Genomic DNA, 19,970 nt, shown 5'->3' on the forward strand with positions numbered 1-19,970 from the left:
CGATGACCGCCCGCTCTCCCCCAATGGAGTTTCCCCATGAGCCTTCCCGCCAACTTCAACGGCGCCAAGCCGATCATCGATCCCGCCAACGCCGCGATGCTGCTCATCGACCACCAGAGCGGCCTGTTCCAGACCATCGGCGACATGCCGTTCACCCGGGTGCGCGCGCACGCCACCGCGCTGGCGAAGATGGCGACCCTCGCCGGACTGCCGGTGATCACCACCGCGTCCGTGCCGCAGGGGCCGAACGGCCCGCTGATTCCGGAAATCCACGCCGCCGCGCCGCATGCGCAGTACGTGGCGCGCCGGGGCGAGATCAACGCCTGGGACAACCCGGACTTCGTCGCGGCGGTGAAGGCGACCGGCCGCAAGCAACTGATCATCGCCGGCACCATCACCAGCGTGTGCATGGCGTTCCCGTCGATCGCCGCGGTGGCCGACGGCTACCAGGTGTTCGCGGTGATCGATGCTTCCGGCACCTACTCGAAGATGGCCGAGGAAATCACCCTGGCGCGGGTGGCGCAGGCCGGCGTGGTGCCGATGGACACCGCCGCGGTGGCGTCGGAACTGCAGAAGACCTGGCACCGCGACGACGCCGGGCAATGGGCCGGGATCTACACGCAGATTTTCCCGAACTACCAACTGCTGATCGAAAGCTACACGAAGGCCCAGGACGTGCAGAAGAACCACGAGGCGCTGGATTCCCAGCGCGCCTGAGCACCGCAACCCGTTGGAGCCGGCACGTCCGGTTCCGTTTCCCGCATCGCGACGTCGTCATCCTCCCCCGCGGCGGCGCGATGCTTCCCTCCGGCATTGCCGGACCATCCACAGGAGCTTTGCCATGGCCAGTGAACGCATCCGTGATCCCAAGACTGATCACCTGCTCACCCCGCAGAACGCCGCCTTCATCATCATCGACTACCAGCCCGTGCAGGTGAACTCCATCGCCTCGATGGATCGCCAGTTGCTGGTCAACAACATCGTCGGCGCGTCCAAGGCCGCGGTGGCCTATGGCCTGCCGATCGTGCATTCGACCGTCAACGTCAAGACCGGCTTGAACAAGCCGCCGATTCCGCAGCTGCGCAGGGTGCTGGACAAGTTCCCCACCTACGACCGCACCACCATCAATTCCTGGGAGGACGTGGAGTTCCGCCAGGCGGTGGAAGCCACAGGACGCCGCAAGCTGATCATGACCGCGCTGTGGACCGAGGCCTGCCTGACCTTCCCCGCGCTCGATGCATTGAAGGAAGGCTACGAGGTCTACGTGGTCGCCGACGCGGTCGGCGGTACCTCGCTGGTTGCGCACGAAGCCGCGCTGCGTCGCATCGAGCAGGCCGGCGGCAGGCTGATCAGCGTGCCGCAGCTGTTCTGCGAACTGCAGCGCGACTGGAACCGCCAGCAGACCGTGCCGGCCTTCATGAACCTGTTCATCGAAACCGGCGGAACCGCCGGCATCCAGTTCTCCTACGACCGCAGCGAGTAGGTGGACCGGAGTGGGCGGAGTGGGCGGGACGGGCGGGTGGCCCGTCCCGCTCATTCACGGCCCGGGCGCTCGGCGTAGGCCTTGAACACGTGCAGCGTGCCCGCCCAATAGAAGGCGGTGTGGTGGAAGATCGCGTCGGTCGCAAATCCGTGCGCGGTCAGCGCGAGCGTGGTGCCGCCGTCCTCTTCCGCCAGTTCGAAACGCAGGTGCGTGTGGTTGCCGGGTTCGTCGGCCAGCCGCGACAGCGAACTCAGATAGCGATAACCCAGCGTGTGCGGTGGCTCGAACACCAGCACCACGCCGCGGTTCTCGAACGCCACGTGGTGGAACCCGCGGATCGCGATGGAACCGCCCACCTGCCAGTCGGTCTCCACGGTCACCCGCATTTCCGGCTCTCCCATCCATTGCGACATGTGCGCCGGATCGGTGAGCGCGCGCCAGACCAGGTCGATCGGCGCATCCATATGGATGCGTTCTTGCCATGTCGCGGGCACGGGTTGCGAGGACGACGGCATCGTCAGCGTCCCAGGCTGATCGCAATCAGCCCCACCGACACCACCGCCAGCGCGATGCCCAGCCAGTTGATCCGGCTCAGCTTCTCGCCGAAGGCGAAGGTGCCGACCAGCGTGCCCAGCACCACCACGCCCAGGTTCATGGTCGCGAACACGATCGCCGGATTCGCCGGCAGCGCCTGGTGGGCCTTGATGTAGAACAGGATGTTGGCGAAGTTGCAGGCGCCGACCAGCAGGCCGGCGAGCAGGGCGGCGATGTCATGCCGGGAATTTCCCTGGACCCGCCTCCGGCCTTGCAGCGCCAGCATGACGAACAGCGCGCCGCCGAAGGCGACGGTCAGCGAGGCCGCGAACGGTGTCCCCGCGATGGCGATGCGCTTGAGCAGGATGTCGACCGCCGCGTAGCCCAGCAGGACGGTCAGCGGCAGCAACCAGCGCGCGCGGGCGGCGCCGGTCGGTTCCGCGTCGCCCGCGCGCGGGCGGGACACGATGCCGACGATGGCGATCAGGCCGAGCAGCAATCCGGCCAGTTTGCCGGTATCGGCGGTTTCCCCGAAGAACAGGAACGCCGCGCCCAGCGAGACCACCAGCGAAAGCCGCTGGGCCACGTCCGTGCGGGCGATGCCGGCGGCCCGCACCGAGGCCGCCATCGCCAGGAAGATGCCGGGCAGCAGGACCATCAGCAGCCCCAGCGCCAGCCATGGCGTGCCCGGCTCGCGCAGGCGGTCCAGAGGTGGGTCCAGGGTCAGCAGGCACAGCGCCAGCGCCGCCACGTAATTGCCCAGGATCACCGGCGTCATGCCCAGTCCGCGCCGCTGGGCCAGCTTCAACAGCACCCCCACCAGGACGCTGAACAGGACGCTGACGATCAAGAAAGACATGCGGAGGCCGATAGGGAAGGGTTGGGGATTATCTCCCGCTGGCCGGGACGGTGCCGGTTTCGCGTTTTACGTCAATGATCCCGGTACTTACGGGTCATGGAAGAAAGTCCACATTCGCTTATCATCGCGGCTTCCGCGAGCTGCCATTCGGATGGTTGCGGCGGAGCAGGGGAGGGGCCACCGGCCCCGCAATGTTTCAACCAAACAGGGATTGATTTTTCATGTTGAAGATTTCTTTGAAGCAGGCCGCGCTGGCGGCCTCGATGCTGATGATCGCCGTGCCCGCCTTCGCCGCCAAGAGCGCCCAGGACACACGCAAGGAAAAGGTCGCGCAGATTCCGACCTGCACCAAGCCGCTGGGCACCATCTCGGTGATCGAGCCGGAAGACGTGGTGAACTGGTGGACCGGCCAGCAGCTGCCGGCGCCGTCGCGCCTGATCAAGGTGTTCGTCAACAAGTCGCGCTGCTTCACCCTGGTGGACCGCGGCGCGGGCCTGAATGCCGCCATGGGCGAGCGCGCGCTGGCCGCCGACGGTGAGCTGCGCAACCGTTCCAACATCGGCAAGGGCCAGATCAAGGCGGCCGACTACGTGCTGGTCCCGGATCTGATCTCGCAGAATTCCAATGCCAGCGGCAACGCCATCACCGGTCTGCTGGGCGGCCTGATCGGCGGCACCGCCGGCGCCGTGGTCGGCGGCCTGAACTTCAAGAGCAAGACCGCCGACGTGGTCCTGACCCTGACCGACGTGCGCTCGTCCGAGCAGGTCGCGATGGCCGAAGGCAACGCCAAGAAGACCGACATGGGCTGGGGCGCGGGCGGCGGCCTGTTCGGCGGCAGCGGCGTCGGCGCGGCCGGCGTGGGCGGTTACGCCAACACCGAAATCGGCCAGGTCATCACCCTGGCGTACCTGCAGGCCTACACCGATCTGGTCACCCAGCTGGGTGGCGTGGCCGAGAACGCCTCGGCCGCCAGCGCGCAGCAGGCCGTGGAGATGACCAAGCCGGGCCGCCTGTTCGCCAATGCCAAGGGCACCGGCAAGGCCGTGCGTGATCTGGACGTGGGCATGATGCTGTACCCCACCGGCAACAAGGAAGGCGTGATGTGGGAAGTCGAGGACGAACTCGGCAACAAGGGCTGGGTCTCCTCCACCCTGACGCAGCTGGCCCGCTGAGGCCACGTCGCATCGCATGACCGGAAGGCCGCGGGAAACCGCGGCCTTCCGCGTTTCCGGGCCCGGCCGGCCGCGTGCTTGGTTTTCACCCGGACCGGCCCAATAATCGGTGCCATGGAAATCAAGTCCGACAACCCTGAACACGGCTTCCAGTTCCCCGGCACCTTCGAGCTGAGCGCCATGGGCACCGCCAACGCGGGCCTGGAAACCGAACTCCCCAAACTGCTGACCCAGGCCGGCGTGGAAGTGATCCACGAGGACATCACCTGGAAGCATTCGGCCAACGGCAAGTATGTGTCGGTGCGCATCGCCTTCCAGGCGGCCAGCCGCGAACAGTTCGACGCCGCGCACGAAGCGCTGCGTTCGCACCCTGAAGTGAAGTGGACGCTGTGAGCCGTCCCTGCGTGGTGCGCGAGCTGGGCCGCCAGCCCTACGAGCCGGTGTGGCGGGCCATGCAGCGCTTCACCGACGCGCGCGACGAACACACGCCCGACGAGCTGTGGCTGGTCGAGCATGATCCGGTGTTCACCCTCGGCCAGGCCGGCAAGCCGGAGCACGTGCTCGCGCCCGGCGACATCCCGGTGGTGCAGGTGGATCGCGGCGGCCAGGTGACCTATCACGGTCCCGGCCAGATCGTGGCGTATCCGCTGTTCGACCTGCCGCGGATGAAGGTCGGCGTGCGCGAATACGTCTGCAAGATCGAGCAGGCGATGATCGACACCGCCGGCGAATGGAACATCCACGCCGAGCGCAAGGCAGGCGCGCCCGGCGTGTACGTCGCCGGCGCCAAGATCGGCGCGCTCGGCATCCGCGTGCGCCATGGCCGCACCTTCCACGGCCTGGCCTTCAACATCGCCATGGATCTCTCGCCGTGGCATCGCATCAATCCCTGCGGTTACGAGGGCCTGCAGGTCGCCACCCTGGCCGATCTGGGCGGTCCGTCCGGCATGGAGCAGGTCAAGCCGGTGCTGCTGGAGAAACTGGCCGCGCAGTTCGAGCTGGACCTGCACCGCGAAACCACCTTGCCGGATCTCTCGCTGGCCGCCTGACGCGCGGTCTGGCCTCGTTTAGCAGCGACGTCGGTCGCGACTATGCGCCCGACGCATCCGCTCGTTTCGGCGCGCAGACGAGGGACAGGCGATTGAAATGCGACGTGCACGCCGGCTTTCCGTTCGCGACCGACGTCGCTCCTACAAACCGCCGGATGGCATGCCACAATCCGGCGGTATGGATGACAACGCACCGGTTTCCGAGACTGATCTCGATTCCCTGATCGAACGCGGCCTGGCCCGCCTGCGCGAGGCCTCGCCCGTTGCGGCGGAACTGCTGGCCGATCCGGCCCGCGCCGCGCGCGTGGGGCGGGTGATCCTGGCCAGCGATTTCGCCCTGGAAACCCTGCGCCGGCAACCGGATCGACTGGAAACCCTGCTGCGCGACGATGGCGCCGCGCCGACCCCCGCGCCGGTCCTGGCGGCCGACGATTCCGCCCGCTGGCAGGAACAGCTGCGCCGCTATCGCACCGCCGAATCCACCCGCCTGATCTGGCGCGACGTGCTGGGCTTGGACGATGTCGACGCCACTCTCGCCGGCAGCACGCGGCTGGCGGAAAACTGCCTGCGCCTCGGCCTGGAGGCGCTGGAAGCCGAGTTCGTCCAGCGCCACGGCGTGGTGCGCGCGGCCGACGGCAGCATCCAGCGGCTGGTGGTGTTCGGCCTGGGCAAATTGGGCGGCGGCGAACTGAATTTCTCCTCAGACGTCGATCTGGTCTACGCCTTCCCGCACAACGGCGAGTCCGACGGCGCGCGCGCGCTGGCGGCCGAGGACTACTTCGCCCGGCTCGGCCAGCGTCTGGCCAAGCTGCTGGACGAACCCACGGTCGACGGTTTCTGCCATCGCGTGGATCTGCGCCTGCGCCCGTTCGGCAACGCCGGCCGGGTCGCGCTGTCGTTCGCCGGCATGGATCAATATTTCCAGCGCGAAGGCCGCGACTGGGAACGCTATGCCTGGCTGAAGGCGCGCGCGGTGGCCGGCGACATCGAGGCCGGCGAGCGCTGGCTGGAGAGCCTGCGCCCGTTCGTCTACCGCCGCTATCTGGACTACACCGCGCTGGACGGCCTGCGCGAGATGAAGGCCGCGATCGCCGCCGAAGTCGCGCGCCGCGAACTGGCCGACGACATCAAGCGCGGACCCGGCGGCATCCGCGAAATCGAATTCCTGGTGCAGGCGTTGCAGCTCATCCGCGGCGGCCGCGAGCCGTCGCTGCGCGAGCGCCGGCTGATGCCGGCGCTGCGCGCGCTGGTCGCCAGCCGCCAGGTCGTCGAGGGCGACGGCGCCGCGCTGGGCCAGGCCTACCGCTATCTGCGCCGGCTGGAAAACCGCCTGCAGATGCTGCGCGACGCGCAGACCCACATGCTGCCGGACAGTCCGCTGGATCGCGAACGCATCGCGCGCGGGCTCGACTATCCGGACTGGTCGGCGCTGCGGGTGGCCTTGCAGCGCCAGCGCGATCGGGTGGCGCAGGAATTCGCCGAACTGCTCGCGCCGCGTCGCGGCCAGGCCGCGCCCGGCGCGCTGGAACACTATTGGCGCGCCCTGCCGGAAGGCGGCGACGAATCCGTGCTGGCCGAAGCGGGTTTCGCCGACGCGGCCACCGCCGATGGCGCGCTGCGCGATTTCGCCCGCTTCTCCGGCGTGCGCGCGCTGTCGGACGCGTCGCGGGCGCGCCTGGATCGGGTGGTGCCGGCGCTGCTGGGCGCCGCGGCAAGCTCGGCGCAACCGGACGCCGCGCTCAAGCGCGTACTCGCGCTGCTGCAGGCGATCCTGCGCCGGGCCAGCTATCTGGCGCTGCTGGACGAACAGCCCAGCGCGTTGGCGCGGCTGGTCGACGTGCTGGCGCGCAGCGCGCTGCTGGCCGAACGGCTGGCGCTGTATCCGCTGCTGCTGGACGAACTGCTGGACGCGCGCGTGTCCGGCCCGCTGCCGGATCGGCAGAGCCTGCATGCGGAGTGTCATCGCGCGCAGGAAGGCGGCGACGCCGAAGCCACCCTGCGCGAATTGAACGAACGCCGGTTGGCGCTGAGTTTCCGGATAGCCATGGCGGCGCTGGATCGCCGCCAGCCCGCGCGTGAAAGCACGCGCCAACTGGCCTGGCTGGCCGACGAGGTGGTGCGCGTGGTGCTGCGCACCGCCGAGGATGAAGTCGCCGCCGCGCATGGACGGGTACCGGAGGGCCGTTTCGCGGTGATCGGCTACGGCAGCCTCGGCGGCGAGGAACTGGGCTTCGGTTCGGATCTGGATCTGGTGTTCCTCTACGACGCGCCCGCCGATGCGCAGTCCGACGGCGCGCGTCCGCTGGAGGCCGGGCGCTGGTATGCGCGGCTCGCGCAGAAGATCGTCGCCCTGCTGGGTGCGGAAACCGGCGCCGGCCGGCTCTACGACGTGGATGTGCGCCTGCGGCCGGACGGCGCCAAGGGCCTGCTGGTGTCATCGTTGGCCAGCTATCGCGAATACCAGCGCGAGCGCGCCTGGACCTGGGAACACCAGGCATTGGTACGCGCACGCGGCGTCGCCGGCGACGACGGGTTGATGCAGGACTTCGAGGACATCCGCGACGCCACCCTGTCCCGCTCGCGCGATCCGGCGAAGCTGCGCGAGGACGTGGTCGGGATGCGCCAGCGGATGCGCGCGGAACTGGATCGCAGCGATGCGGCGCGCTTCGATCTCAAGCAGGGCGAGGGCGGCCTGGTCGATCTGGAATTCCTGCTGCAGTACCGCGTGCTGCGCGAATCCGGCGCGGCGCCGGCATTGCTGACGCCGCGCAACACCGCCTCTCTGATCGCCGCGCTGCAGGCGACTGGGCGCATCGACGAGCCCACCGCCCAGGCGCTCACCCAGGCCCATTCGGTATTCCTCGCCGAAGGCCTGGCCTGCACCCTGGATCGGCGTCCGCGCCTGGTGCCCGAGAACGCGGCCATCGCCACCGCGCGCGCCGCCGTGCGCCACGTCCTGGCGGCGCATGATCTGGATTTCGATGTTCGCCCGGCGGTGGGAGCGACATGAGCCGCGCCCGTGGATTGCCGCATCCGACGGGTTTCCGGCCGCCACTCACGTCGATCCTGCAGCAGGGGAGCGCGGGTCAATCCGCGGCGTAGAACCCCGAGCGCGCCAGAAATGCCTCCACCGCCTTGGCGTCGCGGTAATCCAGCTCGATGATCTCCGCCAGCGCCCGTGACTTGTCGGGCGCGCGACGATAGTAGTCGCGCATGATCGCGTAACCCATGTAGTAGCCCAGATCACCGACGCCATATGCGTTGCCGGGACCGTTGTAGAGCCAGCCGCTCCAGTCCGGGTCACGCATCTTCGCCTTGAAATCCTGCTTCAGCGTGGCTTCGTTGCGCGGGCCGTAGCTCATGTAGGGTTGTGCCGGAACCTGGCCGGTGATCCGCTCGGCGACGAAATCCGCCGCGCCCTCGTACATGGCCTGGGCCAGCAGATGGGGACCGGGGCCTTTCTGCTGGGTATGCACGTACTCGTGGATGTTCAGCAGCACCAGCTGCTTGCCCGGCTCGCTGCGGAAGTAGACGCCCAGCGCCCGGGACATGCGTTCGGGCAATTCGGAGACATCGGTGCCTGCATCGCCGCCCGCCAGTTCCGCGCCGATCAGCACCTTGTCGTCCAGGGTGGTGCCGCTGGAACGCAGGCAGCCGATGGTGAAGTAGATCTCGGCCGGGCGCAGCGCCGGATACAGTTCCCGGAAACGCGCGATTCCCGGCATGAATTCGTCGCCGCGCTGCTTCAGCGCCAGCGTGCCGGCGCGGATCGAGGTCCAGAACTTCGGATAGCGTTTTATCGCGTCCAGGTAGCAGGCGGCGTCATAACCCTTGGCCTGCATGAACGCCTTCAGACCGGGCGTCCCCGGCGCGAGGAAATCCTGTTCGAGGATCCGTCGTCGTTCCGTGTCGTCCGGCGTGGCGACGATGCGGTCATAGGCGACCCAGAAGCGATCGATGTCGGAGGATTCCACCGCGCGGACGTCGTCACCCCGACCCAGGCCGGGCAGCGCCAGGATCATCAGGCCGAGCAACAAGGCAGCCAGTGCGTGTACGTAGCGCATGCCGTAACCATCGCATCCAAGAGGTGGAATCCTCTTGGATGCACGCAGCGGATGACGGGTTTAAAGCCAGGTCATCCTTGAACAGGGTGGCAGCTGCTGGCTTCAGCTGTAGGCCGCCAGGAACACGATGCAATCGCCGGCGAATCCGGATTCGGAACGTGCCTTCAGTTCCAGCATGGTGTGGGTCGTGGAGCCACCGTCAAGGTTCTGGGTGAGCGTGCCGCGATCGTCGATGTCGACGATGGCTCGGTCCGTATCGAACTGCCAGCCGTTCGCCCGTTGTTCGTGGAACAGGCCGCGCGACGGTTCGGCCAGTGCGCGAAACGCGTCTCGTCCTTGGATGGCGACGGCAGGTTCGTCGCGGGCGTGGTGCGCGAACCGCATGTCGTGGGCGACGGCGCGAGCATGCCGTCGATGTCGAACGCGCCGCAGGCGGCGAGATAGCGGACGAGGACGTCCCCTCGCAGGGAGATCACCCCGCTAGCCGTTCAGTCGTTCCCGCAACACTGCGGCCACCCGCGCGGTTTCACGCAGGGGTTCGACATCGAACGGCGCCGGCCTGCGGTCCAGCGCCCGGATCCGGCCGCTGGCGAGCAGGGCATCGAGAAAACGACGGGGGCGTCCGCCGACGCGCTGTGGATCGAAGACGAACACCGGCGCGCGGGTGGCGCAGGCCTCGGAGATCATGTTGACCGAATCCGGCGAGCACACCAGCCGATCCGCCCAGGCCAGCAGGCCGGCATAGGGATTGGGGCCGTCGCTTTCGTCGAGCCAGGTCAGTCCCGGGGTTTCCACGAAACGATGACGCAGGGCGGCGCGCACCTGGGCATCGGTGCGGCGCGAGGCGGTGATCAGCAGGCTGCCGCCATCCCGCGCCAGCATCGCTTCCAGACGGCCGGCCAGCACTTCGAAGGCGTTGCGATCGAAGCGCGCGTGCGCGCTGCTGCCGCCGAGCAACACCGCCGTGCGCGGTGCGGGTAGATCGGCGAATGTGGCGAAATCCGCGCGCGCCTGCGCCAGCCATGCGTCGTCGACCGGATTCAGGCTGCCCTGCACGGCAAGCACGTTGGGTCCGGCCAATCCGTCATGGGCCGGCGCGATCACCCAGTCCCATAGCGATGGTTCCAGCCGCGGATCGAGAATCTGCACCGTCCGGGCGCCTCGCGCGCGCAGCAGCCGGGTGGCCAGCGCGGCCTGACGACCACAGCCGATGGCCAGCCGGGGCGGCGACGCCAGTGCCTGCCGGAACCCCGGGCCGAACGCGCCGGCGTCGCCCGGCAGCCGGCGTGGGGCGAACCAGCGCCAGGGGGCGCGTGAGCGCAGCGCCAGCGGCGCATGCGGGCCCATCGCCAGCGCGGCGGCCAGCGCCTCGGCCTGGCGGACATTGCCGGCGTGGCCGTCGGTGAGCGTCCAGAAGGGTTCGGAAAGGGGGGCGGGGCGGTCCATTTGTTCCACCTGTCAAAACAATCCGTTCCGGAGCAGCCGGATGATCGCCAAAGTCGGGACACTCTACACTGGCCGGGTTGTGATTCGGCCGGCCGGGCGAATCCGATGCGCCCGATATCGCCTCTTTCGGACAGACCCCTTCCGGGCTGCCGGCGGAGCGCCGGTCGCGCCGTCCGCGTCGACCCGGCCTTTACGAAGCCTGCCGTATTCGAATGACCACCACCCCCGGAGATTCCATCATGCGCAAGACCCTGTTGATTGCCGCCCTGTTCGCGTTCGCCGGTTCCGCGTTCGCCGCCCCGGTCACCTACAAAATCGATCCCAACCACACCGACGTGATCGCCCAGTGGAGCCACTTCGGCTTCTCCAATCCCAGCGCCCATTTCGGCAAGGCCGACGGCACCATCGTCTATGACGCCGAGAACGTGTCCGCGTCCAAGGTCGAGGTGACCCTGCCGCTGTCCGGCCTGAACAGCTTCGTCGCCGATTTCGACGAGCACCTGCGCAGCGCCGATTTCTTCGACGCCGCCAAGTTCCCGGCCGCCACCTTCAAGAGCACCAAGGTGGAAGCCGCCGGCGAAGGCAAGCTGAAGGTCACCGGCAACCTGACCATCAAGGACATCACCAAGCCGGTGGTGCTGGACGTGACCCTGAACAAGTCCGGCGAGCACGCCATGGCCAAGCGCGCGGCGATCGGCTTCGACGCCACCACGACCCTCAGCCGCACCGAGTTCGGCGTTGGCAAGTACGCGCCGGCGGTGAGCGACGAAGTGAAGCTGCGCATCACCACCGAAGCGCTGGTGCCGAAGCCGTAAGCCCTTCGGGGCCGGTACCCCTCCCTCTCCCCCGACCGGTCCCCCCGCGCCGCCCGGCTCCCCCGGGCGGCGTTTCTTTTGCGCCATCGGGCCCGGATTCGCCGCCGGTGGTAAACTTCGCGCGTTTCCTACGAACCGCATCCGTCGCCATGAGCCAGACCGCCACCGCGCCCGCCAACGCCGAGAAGCGCTACACCGTGCACCGCGCCGACCTGCCGTTGAGCTGCCCGCTGCCGTCGATGGCCCTGTGGAACTCGCATCCGCGCGTGTACCTGCCGATCGAGGATGCGCCGGGCGGCGAAGTCCAGTGTCCCTACTGCGGCTCGCATTTCGTCCTCGCCGACTGATACCCGCCGGGCCACGATGCCCCGCCTGACCGTGGTGCAGCTGCTGCCGGCGCTGGAGTCCGGCGGCGTGGAGCGATCGACGCTGGAGATCGCCGAGGCGCTGGTCCAGGCCGGCCACCGCGCCATCGTCGTCTCCGCGGGCGGGCGGCTGGTGCCGACGCTGGAACAGGCAGGCGCCGAACACATCACCCTCGACATCGGCCGCAAATCGCTGCGGACCCTGCGGCATGTGCGCTCTCTGCGGGATCTTTTCCAGCGCATCGGCCCCGATCTGGTGCACGCGCGTTCGCGCCTGCCGGCGTGGCTGGGCTGGAAGGCGCTGGGCGCGATGCCCGCGGCGCGACGTCCCGGTTTCATCACCACCGTGCACGGCCTCAATTCGCCGGGCCTCTACAGCGGCATCATGACCCGTGGCGAGCGGGTGATCTGCGTGTCCGACACGGTGCGGGCCTACGTGCTGGAACACTACCCGCGCACCGATCCCGGCAAGCTGCGGGTGATTCCGCGCGGCATCGATCCGACACGCTTCCCACATCGGGCGTGGCCTGATCCGGCCATGCGCGCGCAATTCGCCAACGAGCATCCGGCCCTCGGCGGCGACGGCCCGCTGCTGCTGCTGCCCGGACGCGGCACGCGGCTGAAAGGTCACGGCGACGCGGTGACGCTGCTCGGCCGCCTGCGCGCCGGCGGCGTGGATGCGCGGCTGTGGATGCCGGGCGCGCGCGAAGCCGGACGCGAGCAGTACGTCGCCGAACTGGAGCAGCAGGCCCGCCAAGGCGGATTCGGCGAGGCACTCGTCATCACGCCGCCGACCGCGCGCATCGCCGATGCCTATGCGGCTTCGGATCTGGTGCTGCAGCTGTCGCGCAAGCCGGAGGCGTTCGGCCGCACCGTCATCGAAGCGCTGTCGGTGGGGCGTCCGGTCGTGGGCTGGGCCCATGGCGGCGTTGGCGAACTGCTCGCCGAACTGCAGCCGCAAGGCGCGGTGGCGCCTTTCGACGAAGATGCCCTGCTGCGCACCACCCAATCCCTGCTGGCGTCGCATCCGGCGCCATCAGCGGCTACGATGCCGGCCTACACCCTGCGTGCGATGCAGGACGCCACGCTCGCCACCTATCTTGAACTCGCCCATGACCGCCACCGGATCGCCGCCCACTGACCACGCGCAGCGCGCACCGTACGGCTGGCGCTGGGCGCCGGCCTGGGTGCTGACGTTCGTCGCGCTGTGGCCGATGCCCGGATTCGCCGAAGGCGTGATGGTGCTGGGCGCACTGGCGGCGATCATCCACCTGCTGATCGCGCGTTTCCGCGGCGGCACCCGCCTGCTCAGCAATCCTGCCTGGGCGTTGACCAGCGTGATGTTCCTGGCCTACTGGCTGCCCGAACTGATCTCGGTGGTCGAGGCGGTCGATTCCGCGCGCGCGCTGCGCGAATCGCTGGTGGATCTGCGCTACCTGCCGTTCCTGTGGCTGGTGGCCGCGGCGGTGGCCAACGAGCGCGGCCGTCGAACCACGTTCGGTGGCCTGGCCATCATCGTGACGGTGTGGACGCTCGATGCGCTGGTGCAGGTCGCCTTCGGCACCAGTCCCCTGTTCTGGAGCCTGGATCAACTCAAGCAGCTGACCAGCGGTCATCCGATGTGCACGGCCGAGGACGTGGCGGTGCTGGATCGCCTCAGCGGTTTCCTGGGCCCCTGCAATCTCAAGCTTGGCGTGGTGCTGGCGAGTCTTTCGCCGTTCGTCCTGTTCGGCGCGGGCCGACGCTTCGGTACGCTGGGGTGGGTTCTGGCGGCCGCCGCGGTGGGCGTGGTGATCATTCTCGCGGGCGCGCGCGCGGCGTGGATCACCTACGCACTGGTCCTGATCTTCTCAGGCCTGCCGCTGCTGGGCTGGAAACGGCTGCTGGCCGTGTTCGCCTTCGGCGCGCTCGCGCTGGTGGTGCTGGGCGTGGCCTCGCCGCAGCTGCGCGAGCGCCTGGATCGCACCAGCCATGCGCTGGCCGCCGATGAGGACGGCGTGGACATGGCCCTGTCCGGACGTGCCCAGATCTGGGGCGCGGCCTGGTGCATGGTCAAGGAGCAACCGATCAACGGCGTGGGCGTGCGCGGCTTCCGCAAGGCCTTCCCGGCCTGCGATCCGCTGCATGGCGGGCGTCCGGCCTGGGGCAGCGGGCCGGCGCTGCATGCCCATCAGCTGGTGCTGGAGGTATTGAGTGAAACCGGCGTCATCGGCCTGCTGCTGTGGCTGGCGGGCGCGGCGCTGGCCTGGCGCGCCTGGCGCTACGCGACTCCGCAGGCGAAGGAGCGTGCCCGCCCGGCGATGCTCGCGCTGGCGGTCACGGTGTTCCCGTTCAACACCCACCTGGCGTTCTATTCGACGTTCTGGGGCGGGCTCACCCTGCTGCTGGCGGCGTTGTACACCGGCAGTCTGCTGGCCCGCGAGGGCGGTTCGCGGAACGACGACTGAGCTGATCGATCAGATCAGTCGTACCACTTGCTGCGGCCTTCGGGCTGGCGCTTGAAGCGCCGGTGGATCCACAGGTACTGGGCCGGCGCTTCCCGCACCATCGCCTCGATCTGCGCATTGACGCGGGTGCTGTCGGCCACCGCGTCCTGCGACGGGAAATCCTCCAGCGGCGCCGCAACCCGCAGGATGTAGCGGCCGCCCTCGCGTCGATGGAAGAACGGCACCACCGCGCAGCCGGTCAGGCGCGCGAGCTGGTGGGTGGCGGTGATGGTGGCCGCCGGCACGCCGAAGAACGGCGCGAACACCGTATCCTTGCCGCGCATGTCCTGGTCCGGCGCATACCAGAGGAAGCCGCCCTGCTTGAGATGGCGGACCGCGCCGCGGATCTCGTCGTTGGTGAACATGTGGCTGGCGTAACGCAGGCGGCCGCGCTTGACCGCCCATTCGAACACCGGATTGCGATGGCGTCGGTACATGCCGGCGAGTTCGATGTGATCGCAGATCAGCCGTCCGCACATCTCCAGGGTCATGAAATGGCCTGACACCATCAGCACGCCACGGCCCTGCGCCTGCAGCGCCCGCAGGTGTTCCAGTCCCTCGACGACGACATCGCGCCGCATCGGCGCGATCGAGCCCCACCACGCGCGCGCGAATTCGAACAGGCCCACGCCCAGCGCCTGGAAGCTGTCCTTCATCAGCTCCCGCCGTTCCGCATCGCTCATCTGCGGGAAACACAGCGCCAGATTGACCTCCGCCGCGCGCCGCCGGGAGGGCGCCAGGTACGGCGCCAGCTTGCCGATGCACCAGCCCAGTCCGCGCTGCACCGGCCAGGGCAGCCATGCTCCCGCGACCATGACGCCCAGACCGAACCACTTGAGCCAGAGGCGTGGGGCGAACGGGGGGCGGGGGGGCATCTGCGGGGCGGCCATGGCTTAATTCTAGCGTCTTACCTATCCTTTCCCGATGCGGAAGGACTTCACCGAGCGTTTGTTGCGTGGCCTGTACTCGGGCGCGCTGTACCTGTTGACGCCCGTCACCGTGTACCACCTGATCTGGCGCGGTTTCCGCTTCGCCGAGTACTTCCAGCGCTGGAACGAGCGTTTCGGCAGCTACGAGCGCAAGCCGGAGCCGGCCGACGTCTGGCTGCACGCGGTATCGGTGGGCGAGGTCAATGCGGCCGCGCCGGTGGTGGAAGCGCTGCGCCGCGCGCGGCCCGATCTGCGCTGGGTGGTCACCACCATCACCCCGACCGGTTCCGAGCGGGTGGCGGCGCTGTGGGGCGACAGCGTCGAGCATGTCTATGCGCCCTATGACCTGCCCGGCGCGGTCGGGCGTTTCCTCGACCACTATCGTCCGGCCATCGGCCTGGTGATGGAGACCGAGCTCTGGCCCAACCTGCTGTTCGGTTGCCGGGACCGCCACATTCCCACCTACATCCTCAACGGCCGGCTGTCGGCGCGCTCGCTGCGCGGCTACAGCGTGTTGCGTCCGCTGATCGCGCGCACCCTGCGCACGCTGCGCCGGATCGCCGCGCAGTCCGAGGCCGACGCGCGCCGTTTCGTGATCCTGGGCGCCGAGCCGGAACAGGTGCGGGACATCGGCAACCTCAAGTTCGACGTGCGCGTGCCGGAGGGGCTGGAGGCGTTCGTGGCCGGATTCCGCGAGAGTGTCGGCCAGCGGCCGGTCTGGATCGCGGCCAGCACCCACGAAGACGAAGAATCCGCCGTGCTGGCCATGCACCGCCATCTGCGCCAGCAGTGGCCGGACCTGCTGCTGTTGTGGGCGCCACGTCATCCGGAACGCTTCGCGCGCGTGCAGGAGGCTGCCGAAGCGGCCCAACTGCGCACCGGCACGCGCCGCGGGCGGCGCTGGCCCGGGGCCGATACCGATGTGTTCGTGATCGACACGCTCGGCGAACTGGCCTCGTTCTACGCCTGCGCCGATGTCGCCTTCGTCGGCGGCAGCCTGCAGCCGATCGGCGGCCACAACCTGCTGGAGCCGGCCGCGGTGGGAACACCGGCGGTGACCGGTCCGCACCTGCACAACTTCGTCGAGATCACCAAGCTGCTCAAGGAAGCCGATGCGCTGATCGTGGGCCAGGACGCGCAGGCGGTGGCCGCCGGCGTGCGGCGCCTGCTGGCGGATCCGGATGAGCGCCGCCGCATGGCCGACAACGGTCGCGCGCTGGTCGAGCATGGTCGCGGCGCCCTTGCGCGCACGCTGGCGATGATCCAGCCCGATTTGCCCCCCGCAGTGGATTGACGGACGGGTGAATACGCCATCGCCTCCCCAGTCCCTGGCCGGCGTGCGCGTGCTGGATCTGTCGCGTGTGCTGGCCGGCCCGTGGTGCACCCAGACGTTGGCGGATCTGGGGGCCGACGTGATCAAGATCGAACGGCCCGGCCACGGTGACGACACCCGTGGCTGGGGACCGCCGTTCCTGCGGGATCGGGAGGGACGGGAAACCGCGGAGTCTTCCTATTACCTGTGCGCCAACCGCAACAAGCGTTCGCTCGCGGTCGACATCGCATCGCCCGCCGGGCAGGCGCTGATCCGGCGGCTGGCGCGCGACTGCGATGTGGTGGTCGAGAACTTCAAGGTCGGCGACATGGCGCGTTACGGGCTGGACGCCGAAAGCCTGCGTACCGCCGACCCGCGCCTGATTTATTGTTCGATTACCGGCTACGGGCAACATGGACCCTATGCCCGCCGTCCCGGTTACGACTTCGCGGTGCAGGGACTGGGCGGCCTGATGAGCGTGACCGGCGAGCGCGATGGCCTGCCGGGCGCGGGACCGCAGAAGGTCGGTGTCGCGGTCGCCGATCTGTTCACCGGCATGTACGCCACGGTCGCCATCCTGGCGGCACTGCGGCATCGCGACGCCACCGGCGAGGGGCAGGTCATCGACATGGCCCTGCTCGACGCGCAGGTGGCGATGCTTGCCAACCTGGGCAGCCAATATCTGGTCGGCGGAAGCGTGCCCGAGCGGATGGGCAACGGCCATCCGAGCATCGTGCCGTACCAGGCATTCGAAGCCGCCGATGGCCATGTCATCCTCGCGGTCGGCAACGATGCCCAGTTCGCCCGCTTCTGCGTCATCGCCGAACACCCGGAATGGCGCGACGATCCGCGCTTCGCGCGCAACGCCGATCGGGTGCGCAACCGGGAAACGCTGGTGCCACTGATCGCGTCGGTGATGCGCAACCGCCCGCGCGGGGACTGGCTGGCGGCGCTGGAAACCGCGGGAATTCCCTGCAGTCCGGTCAATGCGATCGACGAGGTCTTCGCCGATCCGCAGGTACGCGCCCGTGGCTTGCAGGTGGCGATCGATCATCCGGAACAGGATGCGCTGCCGATGGTGGCCAGTCCGTTGCGGCTGTCGGCGACGCCGGTGCGCTATCGCAGCGCGCCTCCGATGCTGGGACAGCATACGGACGAGGTCCTGCGTGAATTCGGCTGGCCCCCCCGGGAGATCGACGACCTCCGCGAACGGGGCGTCATCGGCTGACGCGGCATGTCCCGTGGCCGGGCGACAGACGGCGGAAACAAAAACGGCGGGCCAAGGCCCGCCGTTTTCTTGCGCCGATCAATCGGCGCGTCAGTTGGTCGTGGTGGCCGGGGCCAGGCGCGCTTCGGCGGCGACCGTCAACAGGCGGTTCACCTCCTCGACGTCGCTGCGATCCAGCGTGCCGGCGGCCTGTTCCAGCAGCAAGCGGTTCTGCAGGTACTGGTACTTGGCGCTGGCGTACTCGACCTGCGCCTGGAACAGCGTGCGCTGGTTCTGCAGCACGTCCAGCACGGTGCGGGTACCGACTTCCAGGCCGACTTCCGAGGCGTCGTAGGCGCTCTGCGCGGACACCACCGCCAGGCGACGGGCCTCGACTTCGCTCACGCCGGCGACCAGCGCCTGGTAGACGTTGCTGGTGTTGCGCACCAGCGCGCGCTTGGTCTGCTCGACGGTGTCGTCGGCGATGTCGCGCTGGGCCAGGGCCTGGCGCACGCGCGACTGGGTCGCGCCGCCCGAGAACAGCGGCACGTTGAGGGAGATCCCCCACTTGTAGCCTTCGCTGTCGCGCGAAGTGCCGGGGCTGCCCGGGCCATGCACGGAGTCCCAGCTGGCGCCATTGCTGTAGCTGCCCTGGAAGCTGAGGGTCGGGTAGTGGCCGGCGCGCGCGCTGGACACGCCAAAGTCGGCGGCCTGCTTCTGGAACTCTGCGGCCTTCAGCGCCGGATTCTGCTCGACCGCGCGATCCACCCAGCCCTGCGCCGACTGATCGGCCGGGAGTTCGGGGCGGAAATCGTCCGGCAGGCCCTGCAGATTGCTGATCGGCTGGCCGGTCAGTTCGGTCAACGCGCGGTAGGCATCATCCAGACCATTGCGACGCAGGATGGTATTGGCGCGGGCGCTGTCGTACTGCGCACGGGCTTCATGCACGTCGGTGATCGGCGCCAGGCCGACTTCCAGCCGCTTCTGGGTGTAGTCGAACTGCTTCTTGGCGGCGGCTTCGTTGGTCTGCGCGGCGGCCAGCGATTCGATGGCGATCAGCACGTCGAAGTAGGCGGCCGAGGTACGGGTGATCAGTTCCTGGTTCGACGAGCTGAGGTTGTAGTCGGCCGCGGTGCTGTTGGCGCGCTCGGCACGCAGGTTGGAGATGCGGCTCCAATCGAAGATCGACTGGCTCAGGGTGGCACCGTACGAGCGGCCCTTGGTATCGCCGACCGAGACGACATTGCCGAAATCGTCGGTCTGGAAATTGCCGGGACGGCTGCTGTGGGTGCGGTCATAACCCACCGAACCATCGAGCTGCGGCAGCAGCGCGGCACGCGCCTGCACCTTGCCTTCCTTGGTGTTCAGCGTGTTGGATTCGGCGATCGACAGCTGGGTGTCGCCGGTCCGGGCCAGATCGAAGGTCTGGAGCAGATCGGTGGCGCTGGCGCCGACAGGCAGGGCAAGGGCGAGCGCGAGTACGAGGGGGCGACGGCTCATGCGGTTTCCTTATTGATCCTTAGAAGACGAACTTCGGCGCCGGGGCGGCACCGACAAGGTAGGCGAGATCGGTCTCGAACAACGATTCGACGCGGCCGCCGTTGACATCGGCATGCTGGAGCACGGCTTCCATCACCGGCGACTGGCCGCGGACCACGAACAGGCGGCCACCCGGACGCAGCCATTCCAGGAAGCGCGCCGGAATGCTGTCGACCGCGCCGGTCACGCAGATCGCGTCGAAACGGCGATCGGTGGCGTAGTGCAGCGCGTCCGCGGTCTCGATGCGGACATTGTTGCCCAGACCGGTGCGATCCAGCCGCTCGCGCGCGGCGGCGGCCAGTTCGGGCTGGATTTCCAGGCTGACCACGTCGCGTGCGAGCGCGCCGAGGCAAGCGGCCAGGTAACCGCTGCCGGTGCCGATTTCCAGCACTTCCTCATCGGACTGGATGTTCAGCGCCTGCAGGGCACGGCCTTCGAGGACCGGCTTCATCATCTTCTGGCCGTGGCCCAGCGGGATTTCCAGATCCGCATAGGCCAGCGCGCGGTGGATTTCCGGCACGAACGCCTCGCGCGGCAGCGTGGCCAGCACGTCCAGCACGCGAACTTCCAGCACGTCCCAGGGACGTACCTGTTGTTCGACCATGTTTTCGCGGGCGAGGGAATAATCGATCGTCATGGGGGAAGTCATCCGGCGCGTGGGACTGGGCCGAGCATTTTACCGGGACGGCTCCGGTCGCGCTTGGGAAGGA

At 68.6% G+C, this 19,970-nt stretch carries 20 protein-coding genes; 12 read left to right on the forward strand and 8 right to left on the reverse strand.

Annotation, left to right across the window (positions count from 1 at the left end; all coding sequences use genetic code 11):
* Positions 1 to 36: 36 nt before the first annotated feature.
* Both ACTHN1_RS17140 and ACTHN1_RS17145 read left to right on the forward strand, forming a co-directional pair.
* Positions 37 to 717: a hydrolase gene (locus ACTHN1_RS17140; RefSeq protein ID WP_440472128.1), complete on the forward strand. Its 681-nt coding sequence runs from the start codon at positions 37 to 39 to the stop codon at positions 715 to 717.
* A 124-nt stretch (positions 718 to 841) separates the two neighbouring features.
* On the forward strand, positions 842 to 1,483 hold the full coding sequence (locus tag ACTHN1_RS17145) for a hydrolase (protein ID WP_440472129.1): 642 nt from the start codon (positions 842 to 844) through the stop codon (positions 1,481 to 1,483).
* A 50-nt stretch (positions 1,484 to 1,533) separates the two neighbouring features.
* Here the strand turns inward: ACTHN1_RS17145 and ACTHN1_RS17150 are convergent, their stop codons facing one another.
* A complete protein-coding gene (locus tag ACTHN1_RS17150; RefSeq protein WP_440472130.1) occupies positions 1,534 to 1,998 on the reverse strand; it encodes an SRPBCC family protein in 465 nt (154 codons plus the stop codon).
* 2 nt (positions 1,999 to 2,000) lie between these two features.
* The gene (locus tag ACTHN1_RS17155; RefSeq protein ID WP_440472131.1) at positions 2,001 to 2,876 is read right to left on the reverse strand and encodes an EamA family transporter; all 876 of its coding nucleotides are present in this window, start codon (positions 2,874 to 2,876) and stop codon (positions 2,001 to 2,003) included.
* 221 nt (positions 2,877 to 3,097) lie between these two features.
* Between ACTHN1_RS17155 and ACTHN1_RS17160 the strand changes: the two genes are divergently transcribed.
* From ACTHN1_RS17160 to glnE, 4 genes are all read left to right on the forward strand, one after another.
* Positions 3,098 to 4,048, forward strand: coding sequence for a CsgG/HfaB family protein (locus tag ACTHN1_RS17160; protein WP_440472132.1), 951 nt, complete (start codon positions 3,098 to 3,100; stop codon positions 4,046 to 4,048).
* A 114-nt stretch (positions 4,049 to 4,162) separates the two neighbouring features.
* Positions 4,163 to 4,441 (forward strand): DUF493 family protein, encoded by a 279-nt coding sequence (locus ACTHN1_RS17165; RefSeq protein WP_183639346.1) that lies wholly within the window; start codon positions 4,163 to 4,165, stop codon positions 4,439 to 4,441.
* Complete coding sequence (gene lipB / locus ACTHN1_RS17170; protein ID WP_440472133.1) at positions 4,438 to 5,097, forward strand: lipoyl(octanoyl) transferase LipB; 660 nt, start codon at positions 4,438 to 4,440, stop codon at positions 5,095 to 5,097. The genes ACTHN1_RS17165 and lipB overlap by 4 nt, the downstream gene beginning before the upstream one ends.
* Before the next feature lie 178 nt (positions 5,098 to 5,275).
* Positions 5,276 to 8,107 (forward strand): bifunctional [glutamate--ammonia ligase]-adenylyl-L-tyrosine phosphorylase/[glutamate--ammonia-ligase] adenylyltransferase, encoded by a 2,832-nt coding sequence (gene glnE, locus ACTHN1_RS17175; RefSeq protein ID WP_440472134.1) that lies wholly within the window; start codon positions 5,276 to 5,278, stop codon positions 8,105 to 8,107.
* Positions 8,108 to 8,183: 76 nt separating this feature from the next.
* Here glnE and ACTHN1_RS17180 read toward each other — a convergent pair whose 3' ends face one another.
* The 3 genes from ACTHN1_RS17180 to ACTHN1_RS17190 all read right to left on the reverse strand — a co-directional run bounded on the left by ACTHN1_RS17180 (position 8,184) and on the right by ACTHN1_RS17190 (position 10,607).
* Positions 8,184 to 9,161 carry a hypothetical protein gene (locus tag ACTHN1_RS17180; RefSeq protein WP_440472135.1) on the reverse strand — a complete coding sequence of 326 codons (978 nt, stop codon included), beginning with the start codon at positions 9,159 to 9,161 and terminating at the stop codon, positions 8,184 to 8,186.
* Positions 9,162 to 9,263: 102 nt separating this feature from the next.
* Positions 9,264 to 9,545 (reverse strand): hypothetical protein, encoded by a 282-nt coding sequence (locus tag ACTHN1_RS17185; RefSeq protein WP_440472136.1) that lies wholly within the window; start codon positions 9,543 to 9,545, stop codon positions 9,264 to 9,266.
* Positions 9,546 to 9,641: 96 nt separating this feature from the next.
* Positions 9,642 to 10,607, reverse strand: coding sequence for a mitochondrial fission ELM1 family protein (locus ACTHN1_RS17190; RefSeq protein ID WP_440472137.1), 966 nt, complete (start codon positions 10,605 to 10,607; stop codon positions 9,642 to 9,644).
* A gap of 239 nt (positions 10,608 to 10,846) precedes the next feature.
* Between ACTHN1_RS17190 and ACTHN1_RS17195 the strand changes: the two genes are divergently transcribed.
* From ACTHN1_RS17195 to ACTHN1_RS17210, 4 genes are all read left to right on the forward strand, one after another.
* Positions 10,847 to 11,422 (forward strand): YceI family protein, encoded by a 576-nt coding sequence (locus ACTHN1_RS17195; RefSeq protein ID WP_440472138.1) that lies wholly within the window; start codon positions 10,847 to 10,849, stop codon positions 11,420 to 11,422.
* 149 nt (positions 11,423 to 11,571) lie between these two features.
* Positions 11,572 to 11,769, forward strand: a complete 198-nt coding sequence (locus ACTHN1_RS17200; RefSeq protein ID WP_141455457.1) for a zinc-finger domain-containing protein — start codon at positions 11,572 to 11,574, stop codon at positions 11,767 to 11,769.
* A 16-nt stretch (positions 11,770 to 11,785) separates the two neighbouring features.
* The gene (locus ACTHN1_RS17205; RefSeq protein WP_440472139.1) at positions 11,786 to 12,928 is read left to right on the forward strand and encodes a glycosyltransferase; all 1,143 of its coding nucleotides are present in this window, start codon (positions 11,786 to 11,788) and stop codon (positions 12,926 to 12,928) included.
* Complete coding sequence (locus ACTHN1_RS17210) at positions 12,900 to 14,234, forward strand: O-antigen ligase family protein (protein ID WP_440472140.1); 1,335 nt, start codon at positions 12,900 to 12,902, stop codon at positions 14,232 to 14,234. The genes ACTHN1_RS17205 and ACTHN1_RS17210 overlap by 29 nt, the downstream gene beginning before the upstream one ends.
* 14 nt (positions 14,235 to 14,248) lie before the next feature.
* On the opposite strand, the gene ACTHN1_RS17215 is transcribed toward ACTHN1_RS17210, so the two are convergent.
* Positions 14,249 to 15,148 carry an LpxL/LpxP family Kdo(2)-lipid IV(A) lauroyl/palmitoleoyl acyltransferase gene (locus ACTHN1_RS17215; RefSeq protein WP_440472163.1) on the reverse strand — a complete coding sequence of 300 codons (900 nt, stop codon included), beginning with the start codon at positions 15,146 to 15,148 and terminating at the stop codon, positions 14,249 to 14,251.
* A 49-nt stretch (positions 15,149 to 15,197) separates the two neighbouring features.
* On the opposite strand from ACTHN1_RS17215, the gene waaA reads away from it, so the two are divergent.
* Both waaA and ACTHN1_RS17225 read left to right on the forward strand, forming a co-directional pair.
* Positions 15,198 to 16,496, forward strand: a complete 1,299-nt coding sequence (waaA, locus tag ACTHN1_RS17220) for a lipid IV(A) 3-deoxy-D-manno-octulosonic acid transferase (RefSeq protein ID WP_440472141.1) — start codon at positions 15,198 to 15,200, stop codon at positions 16,494 to 16,496.
* A 7-nt stretch (positions 16,497 to 16,503) separates the two neighbouring features.
* Positions 16,504 to 17,742, forward strand: coding sequence for a CaiB/BaiF CoA transferase family protein (locus tag ACTHN1_RS17225; protein WP_440472142.1), 1,239 nt, complete (start codon positions 16,504 to 16,506; stop codon positions 17,740 to 17,742).
* A 90-nt stretch (positions 17,743 to 17,832) separates the two neighbouring features.
* Here ACTHN1_RS17225 and ACTHN1_RS17230 read toward each other — a convergent pair whose 3' ends face one another.
* Both ACTHN1_RS17230 and ACTHN1_RS17235 read right to left on the reverse strand, forming a co-directional pair.
* Positions 17,833 to 19,221: a TolC family outer membrane protein gene (locus ACTHN1_RS17230; protein ID WP_440472143.1), complete on the reverse strand. Its 1,389-nt coding sequence runs from the start codon at positions 19,219 to 19,221 to the stop codon at positions 17,833 to 17,835.
* 19 nt (positions 19,222 to 19,240) lie between these two features.
* Positions 19,241 to 19,897, reverse strand: coding sequence for a protein-L-isoaspartate O-methyltransferase family protein (locus tag ACTHN1_RS17235; RefSeq protein WP_440472144.1), 657 nt, complete (start codon positions 19,895 to 19,897; stop codon positions 19,241 to 19,243).
* Between the last annotated feature and the right edge of the window lie 73 nt (positions 19,898 to 19,970).

Origin of the sequence: Pseudoxanthomonas sp. (assembly GCF_051953815.1) — a bacterium.
Lineage (GTDB): Bacteria > Pseudomonadota > Gammaproteobacteria > Xanthomonadales > Xanthomonadaceae > Pseudoxanthomonas_A.

Coding starts and splice junctions, on each gene's coding strand:
- ACTHN1_RS17210 (WP_440472140.1), top strand. CDS start 12,900: ATGACCGCCACCGGATCGCCGCCCACTGACCACGCGCAGCGCGCACCG.
- ACTHN1_RS17160 (WP_440472132.1), top strand. CDS start 3,098: ATGTTGAAGATTTCTTTGAAGCAGGCCGCGCTGGCGGCCTCGATGCTG.
- waaA (WP_440472141.1), top strand. CDS start 15,198: ATGCGGAAGGACTTCACCGAGCGTTTGTTGCGTGGCCTGTACTCGGGC.
- ACTHN1_RS17155 (WP_440472131.1), bottom strand. CDS start 2,876: ATGTCTTTCTTGATCGTCAGCGTCCTGTTCAGCGTCCTGGTGGGGGTG.
- glnE (WP_440472134.1), top strand. CDS start 5,276: ATGGATGACAACGCACCGGTTTCCGAGACTGATCTCGATTCCCTGATC.
- ACTHN1_RS17165 (WP_183639346.1), top strand. CDS start 4,163: ATGGAAATCAAGTCCGACAACCCTGAACACGGCTTCCAGTTCCCCGGC.
- ACTHN1_RS17235 (WP_440472144.1), bottom strand. CDS start 19,897: ATGACGATCGATTATTCCCTCGCCCGCGAAAACATGGTCGAACAACAG.
- ACTHN1_RS17180 (WP_440472135.1), bottom strand. CDS start 9,161: ATGCGCTACGTACACGCACTGGCTGCCTTGTTGCTCGGCCTGATGATC.
- ACTHN1_RS17150 (WP_440472130.1), bottom strand. CDS start 1,998: ATGCCGTCGTCCTCGCAACCCGTGCCCGCGACATGGCAAGAACGCATC.
- ACTHN1_RS17195 (WP_440472138.1), top strand. CDS start 10,847: ATGCGCAAGACCCTGTTGATTGCCGCCCTGTTCGCGTTCGCCGGTTCC.
- ACTHN1_RS17205 (WP_440472139.1), top strand. CDS start 11,786: ATGCCCCGCCTGACCGTGGTGCAGCTGCTGCCGGCGCTGGAGTCCGGC.
- ACTHN1_RS17140 (WP_440472128.1), top strand. CDS start 37: ATGAGCCTTCCCGCCAACTTCAACGGCGCCAAGCCGATCATCGATCCC.
- ACTHN1_RS17215 (WP_440472163.1), bottom strand. CDS start 15,148: ATGCCCCCCCGCCCCCCGTTCGCCCCACGCCTCTGGCTCAAGTGGTTC.
- ACTHN1_RS17200 (WP_141455457.1), top strand. CDS start 11,572: ATGAGCCAGACCGCCACCGCGCCCGCCAACGCCGAGAAGCGCTACACC.
- ACTHN1_RS17145 (WP_440472129.1), top strand. CDS start 842: ATGGCCAGTGAACGCATCCGTGATCCCAAGACTGATCACCTGCTCACC.
- ACTHN1_RS17185 (WP_440472136.1), bottom strand. CDS start 9,545: ATGCGGTTCGCGCACCACGCCCGCGACGAACCTGCCGTCGCCATCCAA.
- ACTHN1_RS17190 (WP_440472137.1), bottom strand. CDS start 10,607: ATGGACCGCCCCGCCCCCCTTTCCGAACCCTTCTGGACGCTCACCGAC.
- ACTHN1_RS17230 (WP_440472143.1), bottom strand. CDS start 19,221: ATGAGCCGTCGCCCCCTCGTACTCGCGCTCGCCCTTGCCCTGCCTGTC.